The sequence below is a fragment of the Agrobacterium sp. V1 genome, from assembly GCF_030518355.1.
In the GTDB taxonomy this organism is placed as follows: domain Bacteria; phylum Pseudomonadota; class Alphaproteobacteria; order Rhizobiales; family Rhizobiaceae; genus Agrobacterium; species Agrobacterium cucumeris.
In genome coordinates, this window is record NZ_JAULSF010000002.1 from 473,241 (window position 1) to 496,571 (window position 23,331).

22 protein-coding genes and 1 riboswitch are annotated in these 23,331 nt (G+C 60.2%); of the genes, 13 read left to right on the plus strand and 9 right to left on the minus strand.

Going from position 1 to position 23,331, the window contains the following annotated elements:
* Window positions 1-142: 142 nt before the first annotated feature.
* Both QSV77_RS16355 and QSV77_RS16360 read right to left on the minus strand, forming a co-directional pair.
* Window positions 143-1,516, minus strand: coding sequence for an aspartate aminotransferase family protein (locus tag QSV77_RS16355; RefSeq protein WP_142843616.1), 1,374 nt, complete (start codon window positions 1,514-1,516; stop codon window positions 143-145).
* 28 nt (window positions 1,517-1,544) lie between these two features.
* A complete protein-coding gene (locus QSV77_RS16360; RefSeq protein WP_302734289.1) occupies window positions 1,545-2,381 on the minus strand; it encodes a GNAT family N-acetyltransferase in 837 nt (278 codons plus the stop codon).
* 323 nt (window positions 2,382-2,704) lie between these two features.
* On the opposite strand from QSV77_RS16360, the gene QSV77_RS16365 reads away from it, so the two are divergent.
* Both QSV77_RS16365 and QSV77_RS16370 read left to right on the plus strand, forming a co-directional pair.
* Window positions 2,705-3,373 (plus strand): haloacid dehalogenase type II, encoded by a 669-nt coding sequence (locus tag QSV77_RS16365; protein ID WP_065117502.1) that lies wholly within the window; start codon window positions 2,705-2,707, stop codon window positions 3,371-3,373.
* 15 nt (window positions 3,374-3,388) lie between these two features.
* Window positions 3,389-4,663: an FAD-binding oxidoreductase gene (locus QSV77_RS16370; protein ID WP_302734290.1), complete on the plus strand. Its 1,275-nt coding sequence runs from the start codon at window positions 3,389-3,391 to the stop codon at window positions 4,661-4,663.
* Window positions 4,664-4,881: 218 nt separating this feature from the next.
* Here the strand turns inward: QSV77_RS16370 and QSV77_RS16375 are convergent, their stop codons facing one another.
* The 6 genes from QSV77_RS16375 to argE form a co-directional block, all read right to left on the minus strand.
* Window positions 4,882-6,339 carry an NAD-dependent succinate-semialdehyde dehydrogenase gene (locus tag QSV77_RS16375; protein WP_302734291.1) on the minus strand — a complete coding sequence of 486 codons (1,458 nt, stop codon included), beginning with the start codon at window positions 6,337-6,339 and terminating at the stop codon, window positions 4,882-4,884.
* A gap of 15 nt (window positions 6,340-6,354) precedes the next feature.
* Window positions 6,355-7,398, minus strand: a complete 1,044-nt coding sequence (locus QSV77_RS16380; protein ID WP_302734292.1) for a tartrate dehydrogenase — start codon at window positions 7,396-7,398, stop codon at window positions 6,355-6,357.
* Window positions 7,399-7,411: 13 nt separating this feature from the next.
* Window positions 7,412-8,875, minus strand: a complete 1,464-nt coding sequence (locus tag QSV77_RS16385; protein ID WP_302734293.1) for an aldehyde dehydrogenase — start codon at window positions 8,873-8,875, stop codon at window positions 7,412-7,414.
* Window positions 8,876-9,065: 190 nt separating this feature from the next.
* Window positions 9,066-9,422 (minus strand): cupin domain-containing protein, encoded by a 357-nt coding sequence (locus QSV77_RS16390; protein ID WP_004438300.1) that lies wholly within the window; start codon window positions 9,420-9,422, stop codon window positions 9,066-9,068.
* Between the two features lie 29 nt (window positions 9,423-9,451).
* On the minus strand, window positions 9,452-10,378 hold the full coding sequence (locus QSV77_RS16395; protein WP_302734296.1) for a glyoxylate/hydroxypyruvate reductase A: 927 nt from the start codon (window positions 10,376-10,378) through the stop codon (window positions 9,452-9,454).
* Window positions 10,379-10,396: 18 nt separating this feature from the next.
* Window positions 10,397-11,521 (minus strand): acetylornithine deacetylase, encoded by a 1,125-nt coding sequence (gene argE, locus QSV77_RS16400; RefSeq protein ID WP_302734297.1) that lies wholly within the window; start codon window positions 11,519-11,521, stop codon window positions 10,397-10,399.
* Window positions 11,522-11,752: 231 nt separating this feature from the next.
* On the opposite strand from argE, the gene QSV77_RS16405 reads away from it, so the two are divergent.
* From QSV77_RS16405 to QSV77_RS16425, 5 genes are all read left to right on the plus strand, one after another.
* Entirely contained in the window at window positions 11,753-12,631 is an 879-nt protein-coding gene (locus QSV77_RS16405; protein WP_302734298.1) for a GNAT family N-acetyltransferase, read from the plus strand.
* A gap of 128 nt (window positions 12,632-12,759) precedes the next feature.
* A riboswitch (cobalamin riboswitch) is annotated at window positions 12,760-12,996 on the plus strand.
* Between the two features lie 159 nt (window positions 12,997-13,155).
* Window positions 13,156-14,187 carry an ABC transporter substrate-binding protein gene (locus QSV77_RS16410; protein WP_302734299.1) on the plus strand — a complete coding sequence of 344 codons (1,032 nt, stop codon included), beginning with the start codon at window positions 13,156-13,158 and terminating at the stop codon, window positions 14,185-14,187.
* The gene (locus QSV77_RS16415; RefSeq protein ID WP_302734300.1) at window positions 14,184-15,212 is read left to right on the plus strand and encodes an iron ABC transporter permease; all 1,029 of its coding nucleotides are present in this window, start codon (window positions 14,184-14,186) and stop codon (window positions 15,210-15,212) included. The genes QSV77_RS16410 and QSV77_RS16415 overlap by 4 nt, the downstream gene beginning before the upstream one ends.
* Complete coding sequence (locus tag QSV77_RS16420) at window positions 15,209-16,009, plus strand: ABC transporter ATP-binding protein (protein WP_302734301.1); 801 nt, start codon at window positions 15,209-15,211, stop codon at window positions 16,007-16,009. Before QSV77_RS16415 ends, QSV77_RS16420 begins: the two co-directional genes overlap by 4 nt.
* Window positions 16,009-16,479: a pseudoazurin gene (locus tag QSV77_RS16425; protein ID WP_302735259.1), complete on the plus strand. Its 471-nt coding sequence runs from the start codon at window positions 16,009-16,011 to the stop codon at window positions 16,477-16,479. The genes QSV77_RS16420 and QSV77_RS16425 overlap by 1 nt, the downstream gene beginning before the upstream one ends.
* 214 nt (window positions 16,480-16,693) lie before the next feature.
* On the opposite strand, the gene QSV77_RS16430 is transcribed toward QSV77_RS16425, so the two are convergent.
* A complete protein-coding gene (locus tag QSV77_RS16430; protein WP_302734302.1) occupies window positions 16,694-17,518 on the minus strand; it encodes a class I SAM-dependent methyltransferase in 825 nt (274 codons plus the stop codon).
* A gap of 113 nt (window positions 17,519-17,631) precedes the next feature.
* Between QSV77_RS16430 and QSV77_RS16435 the strand changes: the two genes are divergently transcribed.
* The 6 genes from QSV77_RS16435 (at window position 17,632) to QSV77_RS16460 (ending at window position 23,331) form a co-directional block, all read left to right on the plus strand.
* On the plus strand, window positions 17,632-18,765 hold the full coding sequence (locus tag QSV77_RS16435; RefSeq protein WP_302734303.1) for an ABC transporter substrate-binding protein: 1,134 nt from the start codon (window positions 17,632-17,634) through the stop codon (window positions 18,763-18,765).
* Between the two features lie 96 nt (window positions 18,766-18,861).
* The gene (locus tag QSV77_RS16440; RefSeq protein ID WP_302734304.1) at window positions 18,862-20,001 is read left to right on the plus strand and encodes an ABC transporter substrate-binding protein; all 1,140 of its coding nucleotides are present in this window, start codon (window positions 18,862-18,864) and stop codon (window positions 19,999-20,001) included.
* Window positions 19,998-21,065, plus strand: coding sequence for an iron ABC transporter permease (locus QSV77_RS16445; protein ID WP_269699289.1), 1,068 nt, complete (start codon window positions 19,998-20,000; stop codon window positions 21,063-21,065). The genes QSV77_RS16440 and QSV77_RS16445 overlap by 4 nt, the downstream gene beginning before the upstream one ends.
* A complete protein-coding gene (locus QSV77_RS16450) occupies window positions 21,059-21,811 on the plus strand; it encodes an ABC transporter ATP-binding protein (protein WP_302734306.1) in 753 nt (250 codons plus the stop codon). Before QSV77_RS16445 ends, QSV77_RS16450 begins: the two co-directional genes overlap by 7 nt.
* A 362-nt stretch (window positions 21,812-22,173) precedes the next feature.
* Window positions 22,174-22,458 carry a YMGG-like glycine zipper-containing protein gene (locus QSV77_RS16455; RefSeq protein ID WP_110760633.1) on the plus strand — a complete coding sequence of 95 codons (285 nt, stop codon included), beginning with the start codon at window positions 22,174-22,176 and terminating at the stop codon, window positions 22,456-22,458.
* A gap of 198 nt (window positions 22,459-22,656) precedes the next feature.
* Window positions 22,657-23,331: a response regulator transcription factor gene (locus QSV77_RS16460; protein WP_080820132.1), complete on the plus strand. Its 675-nt coding sequence runs from the start codon at window positions 22,657-22,659 to the stop codon at window positions 23,329-23,331.

The window sequence follows — 23,331 nt, forward strand, 5'->3', positions numbered from 1 at the left end:
GCTTTGTGCTTTTTCCAAGGATAGTTTGGCACTTCCAGCACGCCGGATTCGCCGAAATGGATCGGCTCTTCGGCAGAATATTGCGAATATGCGGTGTGTTGCGACATTTAGAGAAGGTGTCGCGATACAGCCTGGTTATGCCTCAGGCCATTGCCGCCCGCACGGCCGGGTCCTCGAGCGTCTGGTCGAGGGTTTTCAGTGTCCGCTCGATGATGGCGTCGATTTCGCCATCGGTGCAGCAGAGCGGCGGTGCGTAACCGAGGATGCCATTCGCAAAGGCCCTGACGATGAGGCCGTTTTCCCATGCGCGGTCGAAAACCTTGCGGGCCGGCGTGGCGGCTGCCGGAAGCGGCGTTTTCTTTTCCTTGTCGGTCACAAGCTCGATCGCCGCAAGCATGCCGCGGCCGCGGACATCGCCCACCAGCGGGTGGCTTCTCAAGCCCTCCAGTCCTGCCATCAGTCGGTGACCGGCGCGGCGGCCATTCTCCAGCAGTCCGCCTTCGTAAAGCTTCAGCACTTCCAGACCAACGGCGGCGCTGACGGGGTGGGCGGAATAGGTGTATCCATGCCCCACGGCCGCTTCGCCTGCGAAGTCGGCAATTGTATCATAAACATGATCGGCCATGAAGACGGCGCCCATCGGCACATAGCCTGACGTGAGGCCCTTTGCGGCGGTGATGAAGTCCGGCACGATGTCCTCGTCGGCGCAGGCAAATAGCGGGCCGGTGCGGCCAAAGCCGGTAATCACTTCGTCGGCGACGAAAAGGATGCCATAGGAGCGGCAGAGGTCGCGCATCGCCTTGATCCAGCCCGGCGGCGGCACCAGAACGCCGCCCGAGCCCTGGATCGGTTCGGCATAAAACGCCGCGACCCGGTCCGGGCCTATGGCCTCGATCTTGTCCTTCAGGATTTGCAGCGAGGAGGCGATGATGGCGGCCGGGTCGTTTCCAACCGGGTTACGGTAGGCATAATGCGACGGGATTTTATGCTGCCAGTCGTAAGGCACGCCAAAACCGGCATGGAAGGCGGGCAGGGCGGTGAGGCCCGAACCGGCCGTGGTGGAACCGTGATAACCCTGTTCGATGGAGATGAATTGGTCGCGCTGCGGCTCACCCTTTGCATGCCAGTAATAACGGATGAAGCGAATGGTGCTGTCCACCGCATCGGAACCGCCAAGCGTGAAATAAACGTGGTTGAGATCGCCGGGCGCCCGGTCGGCAAGTTCGGAGGCCAGCCGGATGGCCGGTTCGCTGCCAATGTCGAAATAGGCGGTGGCATAGGGCAGTTCCCGCATCTGCTTTGCCGCCGCCTCAACGATGCTGTCATGACCGTAACCGGCGTTGACACACCAGAGACCGGCAAAACCGTCGATCAGCTGGTGGCCGGTCATATCGGTGACGGTGGCGCCTTTCGCCGATGTCAGCACCCGCACGCCAAGCTTTTCATGGCCGCGGAAGGAAGAGACGGGGTGCACCAGATGGGCGCGGTCCAGTTCGATCAGGGAATTGCTTAACATGGGTCTCTCCAGATTAAAGCCCAGCAGGTCAGCCCAGCGCCTGGCTGGTCAGTGCGAAGGTTTTCAGTTTTTTGTCAGCGGGGATTTCGGCCTTTGACCGACGCATGGCGATGCCGCCGCCCACATGGGCAAGGCCCTGTTCGGCAAGCCAAGGGCCAAGGCCCGTATCGACCGTGGTGTCTACGCGCAGGAATGCGCCGGAGCGTTCCGACAGCATGAAAGCCAGCAAATCTCGTGCGATATCAGCATTTTCCGCCACAACCGGGCCAATGACTTCACCGCGGCCGAAGGCGCGCAGGCCGGCAAAACCCTTGATGACGCCCTGTTGTTTCACGATCGCGAAACGCGCCCTGTCGGCAAGTTCCGTGAAGAGCGCGGTACGATCAGCACCGAAAGCCTGCGCATCAAGGGGGGCAAGCTCAGACGGGGTAATCGTTTCCGCCCATTCCACACTGGCGGGCTTGGCCGAGGCTGCCGGAATTCCCTGATGCTGGCGAACTTCACCGCAGGCAACGAACCCCAGCTTTTCATAAAGCGGCAGGCCATCGACGGTAGCGGTCAGGCGGCATTCGCGATTTCCGGCTGCTTCAAGGGCGGCGTTCATCAACTGGCGTCCGAGACCGCGGCCACGCATGGTCTCATCCACGATCACCATATTGACGGAGGCGCAGTTTTCACCAAGAAGCGTTGCCATCGCTGTGCCGACAACGCGGCCATTTTCCAGCGCGACGAAACCCTTGCTGAGGGAAAGGACCAGCGCCCAGTCTTCCCGGCGGTGCGGCCAGCCGGCCTGGCGGGAAAGTTCGACGGCGGCATCGAGGTGTTCAGGCTCGAAATTCTGGATATCGATCAGGCTGGCTTGCATGGCCCAACTCCGTTTATTCTGCTCATTCATTGATAGACCGGGGGTAAAAGAACATTGTCCCGACGAATGGCAAGGTTCGATATGTTTCACTGTTGCTTTTACCCGCCGCCGCATCTTATGCCGCGTGTTATTCGCTTTCGATGCCGGGGCAGGGGCGCACGCGAGGTCGGGAGATATGCCAACGCAACTCTCTGCCAAACTGGCGGCTGCATACGCAACAATCTGCTTCCGCTGATGGCAATTGCGGTGCGCCGACCGGGCAAAGGCTTTCTATGATCAATTCATTCCGGCACGGCCGATCTCCAAGCAAGGATGACGACGACATGACCATCTTCCGCCCGAAATACATTTCCTTCGATTGCTACGGCACGCTGATCAATTTCCAGATGGCCGAAGCCGCCCGCGATCTCTATGGTGATCGTCTGGACGAAGCGCAGATGCAGCAGTTCATCAAGAATTTTTCGGCTTATCGTCTGGATGAGATCATGGGCGACTGGAAGCCCTATGCCCAGGTGGTTCATAATTCGCTCTCTCGCACCTGCAAGCGCAATGGCGTTGCTTTCAAGGATGAGGACGCGACCTTCGTTTACGAGCGTGTTCCGACCTGGGGTCCGCATGCCGATGTGCCGGCCGGTCTTGCAAAGGTGGCGAAAGAGATTCCGCTCGTCATTCTGTCCAACGCCATGAATTCGCAGATCATGTCGAATGTCGAAAAGCTTGGCGCGCCTTTCCATGCGGTCTATACGGCTGAGCAGGCGCAGGCCTACAAGCCGCGTTTCAGGCCCTTTGAATATATGTTCGACATGCTCGGTTGCGGCCCCGAAGATATGCTGCATGTCTCCTCCTCGTTCCGTTACGACCTGATGTCGGCCCATGATCTCGGTATCAAGAACAAGGTCTGGGTCAACCGCGGCCACGAGCCGGCCAACCCCTATTACGGTTATGTCGAGATATCGGATATTTCCGGCCTGGCAGGCGTGGTTGGATTGTAAGGAAAGGTCGGGACCATGAAGTTCGTTTCCTATTGGCACGACACGGCGCCCCTGTTTGCGGGGGCGGCGCAAGGTCCCGTCGAAGGTCATTATGATGTCGCCGTCATCGGCGGCGGTTTCACCGGTCTCGGCGCTGCCCGCCAGCTTGCCAGGGCGGGCGCGCGTGTGGTGGTTCTGGAGGGTGAACGGGTCGGCTGGGGTGCCTCCGGCCGCAATGGCGGGCATCTCAACAATGGTCTTGCCCATTCCTATCTCTCCGCCAAGGCGGAGCTCGGCAAGGAACGCGCCATCGCCCTTTACAAGGCGCTGGATGATTCAGTCGATACGCTGGAGGCACTGATTGCCGAAGAGGGGATCGACTGCAATTTTCGCCACTCGGGCAAGCTGAAACTTGCCTCCAAGCCGCAGCATTTCGAAGGCCTGGCGAAGAATTTCGAGGCATTGCATGCCGAGGTCGATCCCGACACGGCGCTTCTGTCCGTCGCCGATCTCAAGGCGGAAATCGGCTCGCCCTTTTATGGCGGCATGCTGTCGAAAAAGAGCGCCATGATGCATATGGGGCGCTATGTGGCGGGTCTTGCCGAGGCCGCCAGCCGGCACGGCGCGGTGATCTTCGAAAATGCGGCGGTGACGAAGCACACGCAGAACGGCAAGAGCCACACGCTGGAAACCACACGCGGCAAGGTGACGGCCGACAATGTGCTGGTGGCGACCGGCGCTTACACGCCCGCCAACTTCGGTTATTTCCGTCGCCGCATCATCGCTGTCGGCAGTTTCATCATCGCCACGCGGCCGCTGACGGATGCGGAAGTTCGGGCCTCGGTTCCGGGCAACCGCACCTATGTCAACTCCATGAATATCGGCAATTATTTCCGACTTGCCCCGGATAATCGGCTGATCTTTGGTGGCCGTGCGCGTTTTTCCGCCACATCCGACCAGCGTTCGGATGCCAAGAGCGGCGCGATCCTGACGGAAGCCCTGCACCGCATCTTCCCGCAGCTTTCGCATGTGCCGATCGATTATTGCTGGGGCGGTCTGGTGGATATGACCAAGGACCGTTATCCGCGCGCCGGTTTTCATGACGGCGTCTGGTACGCCATGGGCTATTCCGGCCACGGCGCCCAGCTCTCCACTCATCTCGGCATGATCATGGCCGACGCCATTCTGGGTCGGCCGGACAACAACCCGCTGAAGGGGCTGGACTGGCCGGCGGTGCCGGGCCATTTCGGCAAACCGTGGTTCCTGCCGCTGGTGGGCTATTATTACAAGATGCTGGACAAGTTTCAGTAAGAGGGCTTTTTTTCTTCCGTCATGCCGGACTTGATCCGGTATCCAGCCAACGCGCGTCTGCGCGGTGAAAGAGTCTTCTGCGATCAAGGACTTGATCGCACTGGACCCCGGATCAAGTCCGGGGTGACGGAGTGTAAATGCTGCGGCTTTTTCAGTTCCACACGCACAAAAAGAAGGGCCGCTAGGCGACCCTTGAGGCGGGGAGAAAGACTGAAGGCTCAGGCGAGCCCGCCGATGTGGAATGTCTTGATTTCCAGATATTCCTCGATGCCGACCTGCGCGCCTTCACGGCCGAGGCCGGATTGTTTGACGCCGCCGAAGGGTGCCACTTCGGTGGAGATCGCGCCGGTGTTGAGGCCGACCATGCCGAATTCCAGCGCTTCGCCCACGCGCCAGGCGCGTTTGAGGCTCTCGGTGTAGAAATAGGCGGCAAGGCCGAAGGGCGTACCGTTGGCGATGGCGAGCGCTTCCTCTTCCGTCTCGAAACGGAAAAGCGGCGCCACCGGACCGAAGGTCTCTTCGCTTGCCAGCCGCATGGCGGTGGTCGCGCCGGTCAGGACGACGGGAGCGGTATATTGCGGGCCATCCGGCAGATCATGCGGTTTGGTGATGATCGTCGCACCCTTGGAGATGGCGTCATCGACATGGGCGCGGATCTTGGCGATGGCCGGTTCGTTGATCATCGGGCCGATGGCAACACCCGGCTCGGTGCCGGGGCCGACGCGCATGGCATCGACACGGTCAGCCAGTTTTTTCGCAAAAGCATCGTAGACGCCCGACTGAACCAGAATGCGGTTGGCGCAGACACAGGTCTGGCCGCCATTGCGAAATTTCGAGATGAGTGCGCCTTCAATGGCAAGATCGAGATCGGCATCGTCGAACACGATGAAGGGCGCGTTGCCGCCAAGTTCCAGCGATAGCCGCTTGATGCTGTCGGCCGCGCCGCGCATCAAAAGGGAACCGACACGGGTGGAGCCGGTAAAGGAAATTTTCCGCACCGTCTCATTGGCCATGATCTCGTTGCCGATGTCAGTCGGCATGCCGGTGACGATGTTGATGACGCCTGCGGGAATGCCGGCCCGTTCGGCAAGAACGCCAAGCGCCAGCGCCGAATAGGGCGTGAATTCCGATGGCTTGATGACCACGGTGCAGCCGGCGGCAAGGGCCGGCGCAACCTTGCGGGTGATCATCGCATTCGGAAAATTCCACGGCGTGATGATGCCGCAGACACCGACCGGTTCCTTCAGTACCACGATGCGCCGATCCGGCGTCGGCGAGGGGATGGTGCCGCCGCTGATGCGCCGGGCTTCTTCCGCAAACCATTTGACGAAGGATGCGCCGTAACGGATTTCTCCCTTCGCCTCTTCAAGGGGCTTGCCCTGTTCGGTGGTGAGGATCAGGCCGAGATCGTCGACATGTTCGATCATCAGTGCGAACCATTTTTCGAGAAGCGCGGCGCGCTCCGCATGGGTTTTCTTCTTCCATGGTCCAAAGGCGGTATTGGCGGCTTCGATCGCCGCGCGGGTTTCCGCGCCGCCCATGTCCGGCACCGTGCCGATCACCGCCTGTGTGGCGGGATCAATCACGTCGACCACCTTGCCCGATGCCGCAGCCTTCCATGCGTCGCCGATCAAACCTGTCTGGCGGAAGAGGTCCTTGTCCTTCAATCCCTGCATCATCTGTCTCCGAAATCAGTCGAGTGCCGCGAGAACCGCAGCCGTTATGGCGTCCGTCTTGTCCTTGCCCGGCACGGTGCCGACGCCCCGGCCGGTCGCCGTTTCCAGCGCCGTCATGATCTTCGCCGCCGCATCCTTTTCGCCGAGATGCTCCAGCATCATCGCACCGGACCAGATGGCGGCGATGGGATTGGCGATGCCGAGATGGGCTATGTCAGGAGCCGAACCATGCACCGGCTCGAACATGGACGGCGCGTTACGATCAGGGTTGATATTGGCGGAGGCGGCAAAACCGAGGCCGCCCTGAATGGCAGCACCCAGATCGGTCAGAATATCGCCGAAGAGATTGGAGGCGACCACGACATCGAGGCTTTCCGGCGCCATCACCATGCGCGCCGCCATGGCGTCGATGTGATAGCTCGAAACCTCGACGTCAGGATATTCTGCCGCAAGCTTGTGGGTCACCTCGTCCCAGAACACCATCGAATATTTCTGGGCGTTCGACTTGGTGACGGAGGCAAGCTTGCCGCGGCGCTTTTGCGCCTGTTCGAAGCCGAAGCGCAGAATGCGCTCCACGCCCTTGCGGGTGAAGATCGAGGTTTCGACGGCCACCTCGTCATCGGTGCCCTGGTGCACGCGGCCGCCGGCACCGGAGTACTCACCCTCGGTATTTTCACGGATGCAGATAATATCGAAGCCATCGGCCTTCAGCGGTCCCTGCACCCCGGGCAGAAGCCGGTGCGGGCGGATGTTTGCATATTGCACGAAAGCCTTGCGGATCGGCAGCAGCAGGCCGTGCAGCGACACCGAATCCGGCACCTGCGCTGGCCAGCCGACCGCACCGAGCAGAATGGCGTCGAAACCGCGCAGGGTCTCGATGCCGTCCTTGGGCATCATCGCGCCGGTTTCCTTGTAGAAGGCGCAGGACCAGGGGAACTCCGTGCCTTCAAGCGCAAAACCGGAGGTTTTGGCGGCGGCGTTGAGCACCTGCCATGCGGCGTCCGTCACGCTTTTGCCGATGCCGTCTCCGGGAATAAGTGCGATGCGATGCGTTTTCAAAAGATTTCCCCTGTTACAGTCCAATCAGGACGCTTTTGCTCTTGCGGTTGGCGAGATAGGCCTCCCGCCCGAGGTCCTTGCCGATGCCGGAGCGTTTGTAACCGCCGGTCGGCAATATGTGGTCGCGTGAGCGGCCATAACGGTTGACCCAGATCGTTCCCGCCTGAATGGCGCGCGACAGGCGCATGACACGCGAAATATCCCGGCTGAAAAGGCCTGCCGCCAGACCGTAGGTCGGATGATCGGAAAGCGCCAGAGCCTCTTCTTCCGTTCGGAAGGTTTGCAACGTCAGCACCGGCCCGAAGATTTCCTCGGTTACGGCGGGCGAGGTCTGGTCGACATTGGCGATCAGCGTCGGCTGGTAGAAATAACCGGGGCCGTCCATGATCGCGCCGCCCGTCAGGCACTCGCCACCATGGGCGACAGCTGCCTGCACGATGCCATCGATACGCTTGCGCTGTATCTCGGAAATGATCGGCGAATATTGTGTCGTCTCGTCCCATGTCGGGCCGGGCTTTACCGCCTTCATGCGGGCGATGATGGCAGTTGAAAGGGCATCTGCCGCAGTTTCCTCGACGATGATGCGTGAGCCGGCAACACAGGCCTGCCCGGCATTGGAGAGAATATTGCCGGCAATCGCTGCCGCTGCCTTTTCGATGTCGGCATCGGCAAAGACCAACTGCGGGCTCTTGCCGCCGAGTTCCAGCGTCATGGGTTTGATGCCGGTGCGGGCGATATTGGCCATGATGGCGGCGCCCGCAGCGGTGGAGCCGGTGAAACTGACCTTGGAGATATCAGGGTGCCCGGTGATGGCATTGCCGGTCACCGGCCCGTCACCCAGCACGATATTGATTAGGCCGGCGGGCAGCCCTGCCTTGATCGCCAGCTGCGCCATGAAAATGCTGGAGAAGGGGGTCATTTCCGAGGGTTTCAGCACCACGGCATTACCGGCCGCCAGCGCCGGGCCGAGCTTCCAGCCGGCCATGGAGACGGGGAAATTCCAGGGTGTGATCGCGCCGACAACGCCATAGGGTTCGGTCATGATCATGCCGAGGCTGGTGTCGTCGGTCGGCACCAGATCGCCGCCTTCCTTGTCGGCGAATTCGGCGAAGAAACGGATCTGCTCGGCGGTGACGGCGATGTCGCCGGCAATCAGCTGGCCCACCGGCCGTGTCGAGGACAGTGCCTCGATTTTCGCCAGGGTCTCGGCTTCCGCTTCGATGAGGTCGGCCCAGCGCTGCAAGACCCTGGTGCGCTCGCGCGGGCGAACGCCGCCCCAGTTGCTGTTCTTCAGCGCCGCCTTGGCGGTTTGCACCGCCTCGTCTACCAGCGTCGCATCCGCCTTCGGGCAGCCGGCATATCCCATGCCGTCCGATGGTCGATGCATGTCGATGCCGTCTTTAGCCGGGATCAGCCGGTCGCCGATGAAATGGCCAATTGGCAAAGACAGGCTGTCTGGATCGAAGCTGAGCGTCATGGGAAATCCTCTGTGGATATGCCCTTAAAGCTAATCCCTGCCGCCAAGCGAAATCGACCGACTGTGGCGCGGGCGATGAATGAAAATCCCGTTTTGTTGCCAACAGACAGCGCAATCTTTTGCGGCGCGCTGCCTGTCGTGTGTTTCTGGCCGCTAGCGTGAGCGACCTTAAAAAAACGCGGGTTTTACATCATCCATTCACGGTGACGTAGATCTTGCGCACTGTTTCGATGGTCTTCCAGACGCCGACGAAACCGGGCTTCATGACGAAGCTGTCGCCAGCCGTATAACGCTGCGGTTCGCCGCCATCAGGGGTGATTTCGATGACGCCGGCCAGAATATGGCAAAATTCGAAGGTCTCGCCCTTAATGGAGCGGCTTTCGCCCGGGGTCGCTTCCCAGATGCCGGTCTTTACGGTTCCATCGCGGGCTTCGTCCAGCGCCCAGGTCTTGAATGAAGGATCGCCGGCAATCAGGCGTTCCGGCAACGCCTTGGAGGCCTTCGGCTCGAAATCGGGATTGGTGTCGATGGGCTTGAGAAGCGGCATGGATTTTCCTTTCTGAGAGAGGCGGATGATCAATATCCGCGGCTGCGGTCAACGAGGCCGAGCGGCTCGAGGTCGGATTCGTATCGTTTGATATTGTCGACGACGGTGCGGGCGGCGGAGTGGGGCTGGGTGACGCTGGCGATATGCGGCGTCAGCAGAATTTTCGGATGAGTCCAGAAACGATGGCCCTCAGACAGTGGCTCGGGATCGGTGACGTCGATCACCGCGCCGGAAAGCCTGCCGCTGTCGAGTGCATCTAGGAGTGCGTCATGATCGAGCTGCCTGCCGCGCCCGGCGTGGACGAGAGCCGCGCCATCCGGCAGCAGGCCGAGGCGCCCGGCATTCAAAAGCCCGGTGGTCTCGTCCGTCAGCGGCAACAGGCAGACGAGGATATCGCTGGTGGAAAGAATGGCTTTCAGCCCTTCATCGCCATGGTGGCAGGTGACGCCATCGATCTGGCGCGGAGAACGGCTCCAGCCGGCAAGCGGAAAACCGAAAGGTTTCAGCCGTTCGAGTGCCGCAACACCCAGCATGCCGAGGCCGAGAATACCGACCCGGCATTCCTCCGCCTGCCGCTGGCCCGGCAGGGCCTTCCATAGGTGCTGGCGCTGCTGTTCCAGATAGACCGGCAGGTTGCGGTAAAGGGCAAGCACGCCGATGCAGACATATTCCTGCATCATGCGGATGATGCCTTCATCCACCATGCGCACGACCTTCACCGTTTCCGGGATTGCATCGATGTGAAACTGGTCGACACCTGCGCCGATCGAAAACAGGATTTCGAGATTGCGGTAACGCGCGATATCCTCTGGCACCGTCCATGTAATGAGATAACGCACCGCATCGGGATCGACAGTGGCGGCATCCATCGAAAATGGCAGGTCCGGCAGGTCGGTGGCCAGAGCCTGCCGGAAGATTTCGCCGCGCTTTGCGTCGGAATTGAAGAGAAACGTCATCTAATATCCGTCATTCGATTAAGCGGCGCAGCGGCGGCCGAGTGTTTCCAGCATCGACTGGCAGGCGGCAAGTTCGCCCGCGGTTATGAATTCGTCCGGCTTGTGGGCGCGGCCGATATCGCCCGGGCCGCAAATGATGGCATCTATGCCCGCCGCCTGGAAAAGCCCGGCCTCCGTTCCGTAGCTTACGGCTGCGAGGTTGGCGGTGCCGGTCAGTTCCTCCAGAAGCAAAGCAAGCGGCGCATCAGCTGGAAGCGACAGGGCCGGATAAGCGCTCATCGGCGTCCATTCGATATCGACGCCCGTTGCGGCGATCTCTTCGACAGCGCTTTTTACCGGCTCCAGCAGGGCGAGCGGGGAGACGCCCGAAATTGCCCGCGCTTCCAGTTCGATTGCGCAATGATCGGGGATGATGTTGATCGCCTGCCCGCCTTTGACCGTGCCGATCTGCAAGGAGGAGTAGGGCGGCTCGAAGGTTGCTTCGAACGGTCCCCGCGTCAGCGTATCGGCGGTTTCGACTGCTTTTGCCATGATGCCGGTCATCAGATGAATGGCGTTTATCCCCTGATCCGGCCGTGAGGAATGGCCGGACCGGCCGTGCAGGGTGATGCGTGCTGCGGCCTTGCCCTTGTGGGCGCGAACGGCGCGCATATTGCTGGGTTCGCCGATGATGGCGCCCGCCGGCGGGGCACACAGTTCCGACAGTCTGGCGATGAGATGGGGAACGCCACGGCAGCCCGCCTCCTCGTCATAGGAAAAGGCGATGTGTATCGGCCGTTCAAGCGTCATGCGCGAAAATGCCGGCGCCGCGGCGAGCACAGTGGCAAGAAACCCTTTCATGTCGGTGGTTCCGCGCCCGTAGAGCCGGTCATTTTCGGTTCTCAGCGTGAAGGGATTGGAGGTCCATTCCGGTTCTCCGGCAGGCACCACATCCATGTGGCCGGACAGGATATAACCGGCCCGATCGGCCGGGCCGAACGTGGCGAAGAGATTGGCGCGGTCGCCCTCCGGCCCGGGCAACAGCGAGACTTTCGCGCCATGGCCTTCCAGATAATCGGCAATCCATCCGGCAATATCGCCATTGGCGGTTCCAACAACGGACGGGAAGGCGACGAGACGCTCAAGGATTTCGATTGCGTTCATGGTCGTCCCCGCTGGTCGTTTCCATTGGCCGCTGGCCGGATTATTCACCGCAGCAGCTTAGAATGGCCGGCGGCGTTTATCTGCTGAAATGCCGATGATTTCGGTAGATTGTTGTGTCCTTCCAGTGCTTTCAGAAAATTCCTGCGGGAAGGGCCGGTTATCTTCGGATGTCGTGGGCTGGGCTGCCGGGACCCTGAGGTTCCGCGCCGGAGGGAATGAGAGCCGTTTGCTATGGAGCTGCTCAAGGTCGATAGTTTCGAGTTGCGAACCGTGGAAATCGCCGATGTGGAGGCGGATCATCTGCATGCCCTCTCCATGGCTGTCGGATGGCGGTATCATGCCAATGAATGGTGTTTCCTGCGCCAGTGCGGTGTGGGTCTTGCGGCGCTGGACGAGATTGACCGGGTTGTCGCGACCGCCATGCTTTTTCCCTATGATCAGGCTTTTGCGACGTTAGGCATGGTCATCGTTTCCCCACGCCTGCAGGGGCAGGGCGTGGCACCCTGGCTGGTCCGGCAGCTTGTCGCGAGATATCCTGCCGCCGCCTTGCGGCTAAATGCAACGGAGGTGTCCCGGCGGCTATTTGCCGGGCTCGGTTTTACCGGGGATGCGGAACGGGTGCATCTTCTGCGCGGCAAGGCCCGTTGCACCACCGAGGCGCCGCAGCTTGGCAAGAAACAGAGGATCGAGCCAGTTTCGGAACATCATCTCTCCGCCGTGGAAGATCTGGACCGGGCGGCTTTCGGCGTTTCACGCCGGGGCGTGCTGCAGCGTCTCCTGCGGGAAAACACCGGCTACGGCCTGTTCGAGGCGGATCGTCTGGCCGCCTTCGCGCTGCGGCGGACGGCAGGGCGGGGCCACATCATCGGCCCGTTGGTTGCGGAGGGGGAAGCGGAGGCAGTCGCGCTGGTAAGGCGGCATTTTGCCGATCTCGACGGGCAGCTTGTCCGGCTTGATGCCTTGCGTGATGACGGTGTTCTCACCGATTTTCTGGCGCAATCCGGGCTGGTGGTGATTGAAACACTGACGACCATGTCAAAAAATGCGCCGCAGCCGGAAGGTGCCGGCTCGGCTGGGATTTTCGCTCTGGCAGGCCCATCCCTGTGTTGAAGCACCTCGCTTCCCATCGACTTCATGCTATCCACGTTGGGCTCCTGCTGTGTGCGTGTCTTTGTCGCAGAACCGTTTCCATACCCTTGTGAGACATGCTTTGGCGATTGACGCTCCGGCTCTTGCCCCTTATGTGAGAAAGCGACGGTTCCTGCAGCCGAAAGGCGAAGGGATTAATAGGGAACATGGTGCGGGTGATGATGATCGCCCAATGCCGTGGCTGCCCCCGCAACTGTAAGCGGATTGCCGCTCATCCCCCGTGGCGCCTTAAGGCGTCATGCCACTGCATTCTCCGGAATGCGGGAAGGCAGATGAACGGCGCAAATCCGTGAGCCAGGAGACCTGCCGTCAAAATATGAACCATCGTTACGGGCGGGGAAGCCCGGAGGAGGAAATTGTAATGTTATTTCATAACATTTGGTTTGCGTCCCGTCGTTGTTCTCCGTACAAGACGTCCCGCTGTTGCTGCGCGTTCTAACGCCTGCGGCTCTGGAACAAGCGATTTAATTTCGACTGGAGAACACATGTTTAATCCTGGACGCCTGCCGGCCTATGCCGGCCTTCTGGCCGCTGCGCTTACGGCTTTGCCCGCCGCTTCCGCCCATGCTGCCGAAACGGTCTATCCCCTGACGATCAACAGCTGCGGTCAGGACATCACTTTCAAACAGGCGCCGGCCCGCACGGTATCCGTCGGCCAGAGCACGACCGAGGTTCTTTATCTCCTCGGCGTTGCCGACAAGGTGGTGGGCACGGCGCTGTGGATCGGCCCGGTTTTGAAGGGTTACGAGGAAGCCAACGCCAAGGTGGAGCGTCTGGCCGACAATGATCCGAGTTTCGAAGCCGTTGTCGGCAAGAGGCCGGACCTGGTAACGACGCAGTTTCAGTGGCAGATCGGCCCTGAAGGTGTTGTCGGCACGCCGGCGCAATTTGCCGAACTCGGTATTCCCGTTTACACCTCGCCGGCCGATTGCGTCGGCAAGGATAATTCCGGCGGCGGTGACGGCGTTCGCAAGACCGGTTTCACCATGGAACTGATCTATCAGGAGATCCGCGATCTTGCCAAAATCTTCAACGTGCAGGACCGCGGCGAAGAGGTTGTCGCTGACCTGAAGAAGCGGGAGGAAGCAGCTCGCGCCAAGATCGCTTTGGCGAATGGCAAGATTTCCGCCGTCTTCTGGTTCTCAAGCGCCGAACTGGATATCGACCCTTACGTGGCGGGCCGCCATGGCGCGCCCGGTTACATCATGTCCGCACTCGGGCTGACCAATATCATCGAAAGCGATGAGGAATGGCCGACCGTTGGCTGGGAAACCATCGCCAAGGCCAATCCGACCGTCATCGTCGCCGGCAAGATGGACCGTCGTCGTTTCCCGGCCGATGACGTTGCCGTCAAGCACAAGTTCCTTGCGACCGACCCCGTCGCCAGCATCATGCCCGCCGTTAAGGAAGGTCATGTGTTCGATATGGATGCGCAGGCCATGAACCCGACCATCCGCACGATCGAAGGTATTGAAACGCTGGCCGAGGCGATTTCGGCTGCCGGCCTCGCCAAGTGAACGGTTTTTCCGTCCATCTCGGCAGGGCGGGTCTGGCTTTTGCCGCGCTCGCCCTGCTGCTCGTCGCGCTGATGGCCGGAGCGGCCATCGGCGAGACTGCCATTCCCCTCGATGTGGTGGCGAAAACCATCGCCAACCGTGTCTTCCATGCGGGTTATCCGCTGGAGCCGCTGGATGAGGGTATCGTCTGGAGCTATCGCCTCAGCCGCGCCGTTGTCGCCGCCTGCTGCGGTGCTTCTCTGGCGCTTGCCGGCGCGGTGCTGCAATCGCTTTTGCGCAACCCGCTGGCCGATCCCTATATTCTCGGCATTTCCGCAGGCGCCTCCACCGGGGCGGTCGCGGTCGCGCTTCTGGGTTTCGGGGCAGGGTTCCTGACCATGCCGGCGGGGGCGCTGATCGGCGCTTTCGTTGCATTCTCGCTGGTCAGCCTTCTGGCGGTGCGGGCTGGTCACGGCAATAGCGCCATCATTCTGGCCGGGGTGGCCGGCTCGCAGCTGTTCAATGCCATGACCTCGTTCATCGTCACCAAATCCGCCAATGCCGAACAGGCGCGCGGCATTATGTTTTGGCTTCTCGGCAATCTTTCCGGGGTGCGCTGGCCGGATGTCTGGTTGGCCCTGCCGGTCAGCATCGCCGGTCTTGCGGTGTGTCTATGGTATTCCCGGGCGCTGGATGCCTTCGCTTTCGGCGGTCAGGCCGCCGCCTCGCTCGGTATTCCGGTGCGCCGGACCTATGCGGTACTGATCTCGGTTTCGGCGATCATGACGGCGGTGATGGTGTCGCTGGTGGGTTCCATCGGCTTTGTCGGTCTCGTCATTCCGCACGCGGCGCGCATCTTCGTCGGCGTTCGCCACGGGTTATTGCTGCCGGTAACGGCGCTGACCGGTGCTGTTTTCATGATCGTTGCCGATATTCTCTCGCGCATCGTCATTCCCGGTCAGGTACTGCCGATCGGCGTGATTACCGCGCTCGTCGGTGCGCCGGCCTTCGCCTTCATTCTCGGGCAGAAGAGGGGGCGGTCATGAAATTATCCGCCCACGACCTGCATTTTCATGCCGGCAATGTCGATATTGTCCGTGGCGTTTCGCTCGATGTCGGTTCCGGAGAGTTTCTGGGCATTATCGGCCCGAATGGTTCCGGCAAAAGCACGCTGCTTTCCATGCTGGCCGGCATCCGTAAGCCGCGACGCGGCCACGTCACGCTTGGTGACGATGCGCTTGCCTCATTCGGACGGCGTGATCTTGCCCGCCGGTTGGCATTTGTGGAACAGCAGGCCGAAACCACCGAGCGCATCACGGCGCGACAGGCGGTGGAGCTTGGGCGCACGCCCTATCTCGGCCCACTATCCGCGTGGTCGGCCAATGACGACGCCATCGTCGACGCCGCGCTCGACAATGTCGATATGGCGGACAAGGCAGAACGAAGCTGGCACCACCTTTCCGGCGGCGAACGCCAGCGCCTGCATATTGCCCGCGCGCTGGCGCAGCAGCCGCATATCCTGCTGCTGGACGAGCCGACCAATCACCTCGATATCGGCCACCAGATCGGCCTGCTCGATCTGGTCCGCCGGCAGGGGCTGACCGTCGTGGCGGCACTGCATGATCTCAATCACGCCGCCATGTTCTGCGACCGGGTCGCCATCATGCATCGGGGGCAGATGATTGCGGCCGGTCCGCCGCGCGAGGTCCTCCCATCGGCAACGATCGCCGATGTTTTCGGGGTGCAGTCCGTCGTCACCACGGATGAGGGCGGCTTTTCTCATATTCGTTTTCTGCCGGCCCATGGAATGGCCGCTCAGACAAAGAAAGCATTGGTACGATGATGAAATTGAAGATGCTTCGCCTTGGCGTGCGGCCGCGTAATGCTCTGGCTGGAATTGCATTGGCGCTAGCTACGGGCTTTCCCCTGCATGCCATGGCCGAAACCTTCGAGGTAAAAATGCTGAACCGGGGCGAAAAAGGCCCAATGGTGTTCGAGCCCGATTTTCTGGAAATCGCCCCCGGCGACCGTGTGCGCTTTGTGCCGACCCACAAGAGCCACAATGCCGCGACCATCGACGGCATGCTTCCCGAAGGTGCCGAGGGTTTCAAAAGCCGGATCAATGATGAATTCGAGACTGCTTTCGACAGACCGGGCTTTTACGGCATCAAATGCTCGCCGCATTACGGCATGGGCATGGTCATGCTGATCAAGGTGGGCGAGGCGACCCTGCCGCAGAGCTACAGGGAAGTCGACGTGCCCGGTCGCGCCAAGCCCCGGCTGGACGATCTCTTCGAGCAAGCGGAAAAATGAGGCTTCTGCGCCGAGTTTCCCTCATCCGTCATGCCGGACTAGATCCGGCATCCAGCCCCGGTGCGTCTGCGCCGGGAAAGAGTCTTTAGCGATCAAGGACTTGATCGCACTAGACTCCGGATCAGGTCCGGGGTGACGGCGTGCGGATGATATGGATTTACCAAACCCATCACTTCCAAGGACTTGGCCAGAAACTGTAGTTCTTTGACTGCCCTCAGTCTTTCGCGGACATGTCCGGCTTCACGGCGCAGACCGCATAACGGTGCTGCAGGCCACGCAGGATGCCCTTCAGCAGGCTGAAGTTCTTCGACTGGGCGCGATGGATGGCCTGAAGTTCCTGATCAACCGCGACGGGTTCGAAGCCCGTCGCGCGGAGCAGCGCTGCGACATCGTCCGCCCGTGCACCGCCGGAAAAATAGACGCGTGAAAGAATGCTGTTGAACGTATTGCCCGGATCCGCCGGCTTGTGCGGCTGTTCCGGTTTCACGAGGCCGATGCTTTCCAGACCCGCGGCCAGTTTCTTGACGAGTTTTTCGCGCCAGCCGACATTGACGAAATCGCCGTCGACGATCAGCAGCCGCCCGCCCGGTTTCAGCACGCGGAACCATTCGGCGAAGCTTGCCTGCGGGTCCACGAGTGTCCAGACCAAATGGCGGGTGATGATGACATCGGCGCTTTCATCCGGTTCCATGGTGTTTTCGGCATCGCCGACAAAAAAGCGGATATTGCGCCCGCGGCTTTTCGCTTTTTCTCTCGCGAGCGCCAGCATGGTTTCCGACCAGTCCATGCCCGTGACCTGAAAACCAAGATCGTCCATCAGGTGCGAAATGACGCCGGTTCCGCTGGCGAGATCGAGCGCCTTGCGGCCTTCTCCCTGTCCCAGATGCTTCAAAAGCAGGGCATGCCACGCTTCTCGCTCATCTTCGGAAAAAATCTCATGTCCGGGGGAAAGGTCGAAGGTTGCGGCGCGGCCGGACCAATAGGCTTTGATTTCGTCACGCAGGCTGTCGTTCTTGCCATACTGGATAGTGTCGATCATTGGTCTTCAACCCATGCGCCGGTTAGTTAAGAATGGCTCTAAAACATAAATGTTGACTAGTACAGTCAGAAAATAATACAGCCCCGCCAGTCAACACTGGAGAGCAATATCCGATGCGCATCTCAGCCAAATCTGCGGCAATTGCCCTTGGCCTTCTCGTATCCGCCGCCTGGCCGGCACTGGCCGAAAAGGTCACCGTCAAGGATGTGACCGGCCGGGATGTCGAAGTCAATGTTCCCGTTTCGCACGTCATTCTCGGTGAAGGCCGGCAGATTTATTTCCTCGCGGCGCTCGACAAGGAAAATCCTTTCCAGCACGTCGTCGGCTGGCGCGATGACCTCGCCAAGGCCGATCCGGAAACCTATGACGCCTATCTTGCCAAATATCCTGAGATCGCCAAGCTGCCGACCTTTGGCGGCATGAAGGACGGCACTTTCGACGTCGAGCAGGCCGTTGCGCTGAAGCCGGACGTGATCCTGATGAATATCGACGCCAAGACGGCGACCGAAGAGGCAGGCTACATCGAGAAGCTCGCCAAGGTTGGTATTCCGCTTGTTTATGTCGACTTCCGTGAAAAGCCGATGGAAAATACCGAGCCGAGCATGCGCCTGATGGGCAAGCTGACGGGCAAGGAAAAGATCGCCGAGGACTTCATCAAGCTCCGTGCCGACTCCATCGCCAAGGTTACCGATACACTCGCCAAGGCCAATCCGAAGAAGCCGGTGGTGTTCGTCGAGCGCGCCGGCGGTTACTCCGACGATTGCTGCATGTCCTTCGGTAACGAGAATTTCGGCAAGATGGTCGAGCTTGCCGGCGGCATCAACATGGCCAAGGACATCATTCCCGGCACCTTCGGCACCGTCAATCCGGAACAGATCATCGCCTCCAACCCGGAGCAGATCATCATCACCGGCGGTAACTGGAACGGCTACGTTCCCGGCGGCAACTGGGTCGGCGTCGGTTATGGCGCGGATGTGAAGGAAGCGCATCGGAAGCTCGAAAACCTTACCAAGCGCCCGGCCTTTACCGGCGTGCAGGCGGTGAAGGACGGCAACGTCCACGCCATCTGGCACCAGTTCTACAACAACCCGTACCAGTTTGTGGCCATTCAGGAAATCGCCAAGTGGCTGCATCCTGATCTCTTCAAGGATCTCGATCCCGAAGCGACCTTCAAGGAACTGCATGCCCGCTTCCTGCCGCTTGACTACAAGCCCGGCTACTTCGTGTCACTGAAGGACGCGAAATAAGACAGGGACGGTGAAGAGGAGCGCCGTCCGTTCGATGGATGAGACCGCAGCGATGCGGTTTCATCATTTTCTTTTGGAACTCTATGAGGACATCTCATGCGGCTCAATGCTCTGAGGCATCTTGCGGTGCTGGCCTTCTCTCTTCTCGCCATGACAGCCCATGCAGGCGAGATCACCGATGTCACCGGCCGCAAGGTCGAACTGGACCTGCCGGCCAAGCGTGTCATTGTTGGCGAAGCCCGCCAGATCCACGTCATTGCGGCGCTGAAGGGCGACAAGACCTTCGAAAACATCGTCGGCTGGCGTGACGATCTGCTCAAGAAAGACCCCGACAGCTACACGGCCTATGTCGAGCGTTTTCCGCAGATCGAGAAACTGCCGCGCTTCGGATATCTGCCGCAGGGTGATTTCAGCCTGGAAACGGCGATCACCCTTTCTCCTGATGTGATCACCCTCAATCTGGAAACGGAAAAAACCGCCAAGGAGAGTGGTTTCGAAGAGAAGGCTGCCGCTGCCGGCATCAAGATCGTTTATCTCGATTTCCGCATCGATCCCGATAAGAACAGCGAAGCCTCGATCGAAATTCTTGGAAAACTGTTCGGTGCGGAAGAGCGCGCCAGGGAATTCATCGCCTATCGCCGTGCTGAAATCGCCCGCGTGACCGACCGGGTCGCCAGCGTCAAGGACCTTAAACGCCCGAATGTCTTTATCGAGCGTTCGCCCGGCATTTCCGGCGAGAACAATTGCTGCCGCACCTTTGGATCCGCCAATTTCGGCGCGATGGTTGATCTGGCCGGTGGTCACAATATTGCCGACGGCATCATCAAGACGACTTTCGGCGATCTCAATCCCGAGCAGCTGGTCGTCGCTGATCCTGACCATGTCATCGTTACCGGCTCGAACTGGGCGGCGGAATCCGATATCAACCAGTTCGTTCCCCTTGGACTTGGCGCAGACACGGCGCTTTCGCGCGAGCGGCTGGCCAATCTGATGACGCGTACGCCGTTTCCGGAACTGAAGGCGGTCAAGCAGGGCAATGTCCATGCCGTCTGGCACCAGTTTTATGGCGCTCCTTACGAGTTCTTGCCGATCCAGCAATTTGCCAAGTGGTTCCATCCGGACCTCTTCGCTGATCTCGATCCGGAAAAAAACGCTGAGGAATTTTACCGGAAGTTCCTCCCCGTTACCTACAAGTCGGGCTATTTCGCCTCGCTCGAAAAAGGTTTGAACCAATGAGTTCGCTGAATGAAAGCGCCGTTGGCGTCAGTGGGCGCGATCAATATCGCGCCCTTGCCGCGCGCAGGATCGTTATTCTTGTCGGGCTTTTCATCGCCCTGTGTTTCAGCATGGCCGCGGATATGGCGCTCGGCCCGGCGCGCTATACAATTTCCGAAGTTCTGGCGACCATTGCCGATCCGGCCGCTGCTGCTAACCAGCTGCGAGTGGTGATCTGGGATATCCGTATGCCGATTGCGCTGATGGCGGTCACCGTTGGTGCATCGCTGTCGGTTGCCGGCGCGCAGATGCAGACCATCCTGTCCAACCCGCTCGCCAGCCCCTTCACGCTCGGCATTTCTGCCGCTGCAAGTTTTGGCGCGGCGCTGGCGCTCGTTGGCGGCGTGGCGATCTTTCCGGGTGCCGTGCATTATATGGTGCCGATCAACGCCTTCATCATGGCCATGGTTGCGGCGCTGTTCATCCATTTTGCCTCGACGCTGCGTGGTGTGACGGTCGAAACCATCGTGCTCCTCGGCATCGCGCTGGTCTTCACCTTCAATGCGGCGCTTTCGCTGCTGGAATATCTGGCCTCCGAACAGGCGCTTGCCGCCGTCGTTTTCTGGACCATGGGCAGCCTGACGAAGGCAACCTGGGAAAAAGTCTATGTGACCGCGGCCATTCTCGTCATCACCGTGCCGATGTTCATGCGCAACGCCTGGGCGCTAACGGCACTCAGGCTGGGCGATGACAAGGCGGCCAGCATGGGCATCAATGTGCGCCGGCTGCGGTTGCAAACCATGCTGACGGTCAGCCTTCTGGCGGCCATTCCGGTTTCTTTCGTCGGCACCATCGGTTTTGTCGGGCTTGTCGGTCCGCATATCGCCCGTATGCTCGTCGGTGAAGATCAGCGCTTTTTCCTGCCCGGCTCGGTGATCTGCGGCGCGCTGCTTCTGTCAACCACCTCGGTCATCAGCAAGATCCTCATACCCGGCGCCATTCTGCCGATCGGGGTTATCACGGCGCTGGTCGGCGTACCGTTCTTTTTCGTGCTCATTTTCGGCAACAGGAGACGCGCATGGTAGCGCTCGCACTGAAGGATGTCGGTGCCGCCTATGGCCGCACCACGGTTCTGTCCAAGGTCGGCATCGATACGCTGGAAAGCGGCAGCGTGACGGCGGTGATCGGCCCCAACGGCGCCGGCAAATCCACGCTTTTCAAGCGCATTGCCAGCCTGATCTCCGGTCCCGGTCTGGTGGAGCTCTCCGATACGGCGCGCGGCAACCGCGCCATTTGTTACATGCCGCAGGATACCGGCGCCAATGCCGTGCTGACCGTCTATGAATCCGTGCTTCTTTCCGCCAAACAGGGCGGTGGCTGGCGGGTTCAGGACGATGAGCTGTTTGAGATCGATGCCATTCTCAAGGCGCTGAAAATCCACGATCTTGCTTTTCGCGGTCTCGGCGAGCTATCCGGCGGCCAGCGGCAGCTGGTGTCGCTGGCGCAGGCGCTGGCGCGCAAGCCGGAAGTGCTGCTGATGGACGAGCCGACGTCGGCGCTCGATCTTCACCGGCAGATCGAGGTTCTGGGCTTCGTGACCGAACTTGCCCAGAAAACCGGTATGATCGTGTTGATCGCCCTGCACGACCTCAACCATGCGCTGCGTTATTGCGAGAATACGATGGTGATCGCCCGCGGTGAAATGGTGGTGAGTGGCAGTACCGAAGCGGTGATAACCTCGGATATGCTGCGCGATATCTATCGCATCGATGCCCGCATCGAGCCCTGTTCCCAGGGCCGGCCGATGGTTATCGTCGACGGAGCTATCTGAGGGCTGCAGAAACAGGCAGCATCTGCCGGCGGCCGGACTATCCTTCCGGTCAGGGCCGCCGAACCGCCGTCAATCCCCATATGGGAAGCTCGGCAAGGGTCTGCCCCAGTATTTCGACCCACCATTCTCAAACGCAGTGATTGACACGGCGGCGTCGGAGCCTATCGATGAGGCGGGCGGAATTAGCTGAGAATGACTTATCGTGAAGACGCGCATCCTACACGAATTTGCACTTTCGACCGGTGTCGACGCCGACGGTTCTGCGTAACTTCCACGTAATTTTCGGTGGCCATATGTCTGCACCTTGGTGCGTCTCCACGGTCGACGGGCGACCGTAGCGGCGATGGATCGAAAGGACAGACATGAAAAAGATCATTTCAGGCATATTCGTTTGTTTGACGCTGACGGCTTGCAGCCAGACGGAAAAGGGCGCCGGTATTGGTGCGGCCAGTGGCGCCATCATTGGCGGGCTGGCAAGCGGCACGTGGCAAGGTGCTGCAGTGGGAGCCGCCGCGGGAGGTGCTGGAGGGGCTGTCATCGGGAACATCAGTGAACGAAACGACAGGAACCGTCGCGATCACTGGGAAAATCGGGACCGGCGCGATTACGGTTGCAGATATCGGGATAACTACGGCCGCTGCCGATAAGGGGCTGACCTTGGCGACGGGGACTAAAAGCCGGCTGGATACTCAGCAGGTTTCGGTTCCCCGGTGCCGGACATCTGGACCGCCGATTGACTTGGCGGCCAGTCGGTCATGGCAGTCGAGTTTATCTGAACCACACATATAAGTTTGCTGTTAGAATTCTTGAGAACAGCTGTCCGGGACTTGCACGATCAGGCCACTATGAAACTTCTGCTTATCGAAGACGATCCGGAGATGACGGATGCCTTGAGGACGGCCCTCTCGCAGCATGGCATCGTGCTGGACGCTGTTGGAGATCTGGCGATGGCGCGGGAAGCAATCGCCATGGCGGATTACGATATTGTCCTTATCGACCGGCAACTGCCGGATGGCGATGGCAGTACCTTCCTCGCCGATTTGCACCGCACGGGTTCAAATACGCGATCGATCATCATCTCCGCTCTGAGGTCGACCGACGAGCGAATTTCCGGCCTCAATGACGGCGCCGATGACTATTTGCCGAAGCCGTTCGAAATTCCCGAGTTGATTGCCAGAATGAGCGCTGTGCTGAGGCGGGTGCCGACAGCCGGCCCATTCGTCCTGTCGGCAGGAAACGTCACCTATGATCGGGTTTCATGCGATGTGCATGTCAACGGCATCAGGCTTGCGCTCACCCGAAGGGAACTGCTCATCATCGAAACTCTTCTGAGAAACCGCGGTCGTACCGTGTTGCGCTCGTCCCTTGAGGGGCAGGTCTATTCCTTTGACGATGAAATCCAGTCGAACTCGCTGGAATCCAATATGTCTCGCCTGCGCCGAAAGCTTGGCGAAGCGGAGGCCGATATTGTTATCAAGAACATTCGTGGCATAGGCTACTACCTTCATGAGCAGAAATAG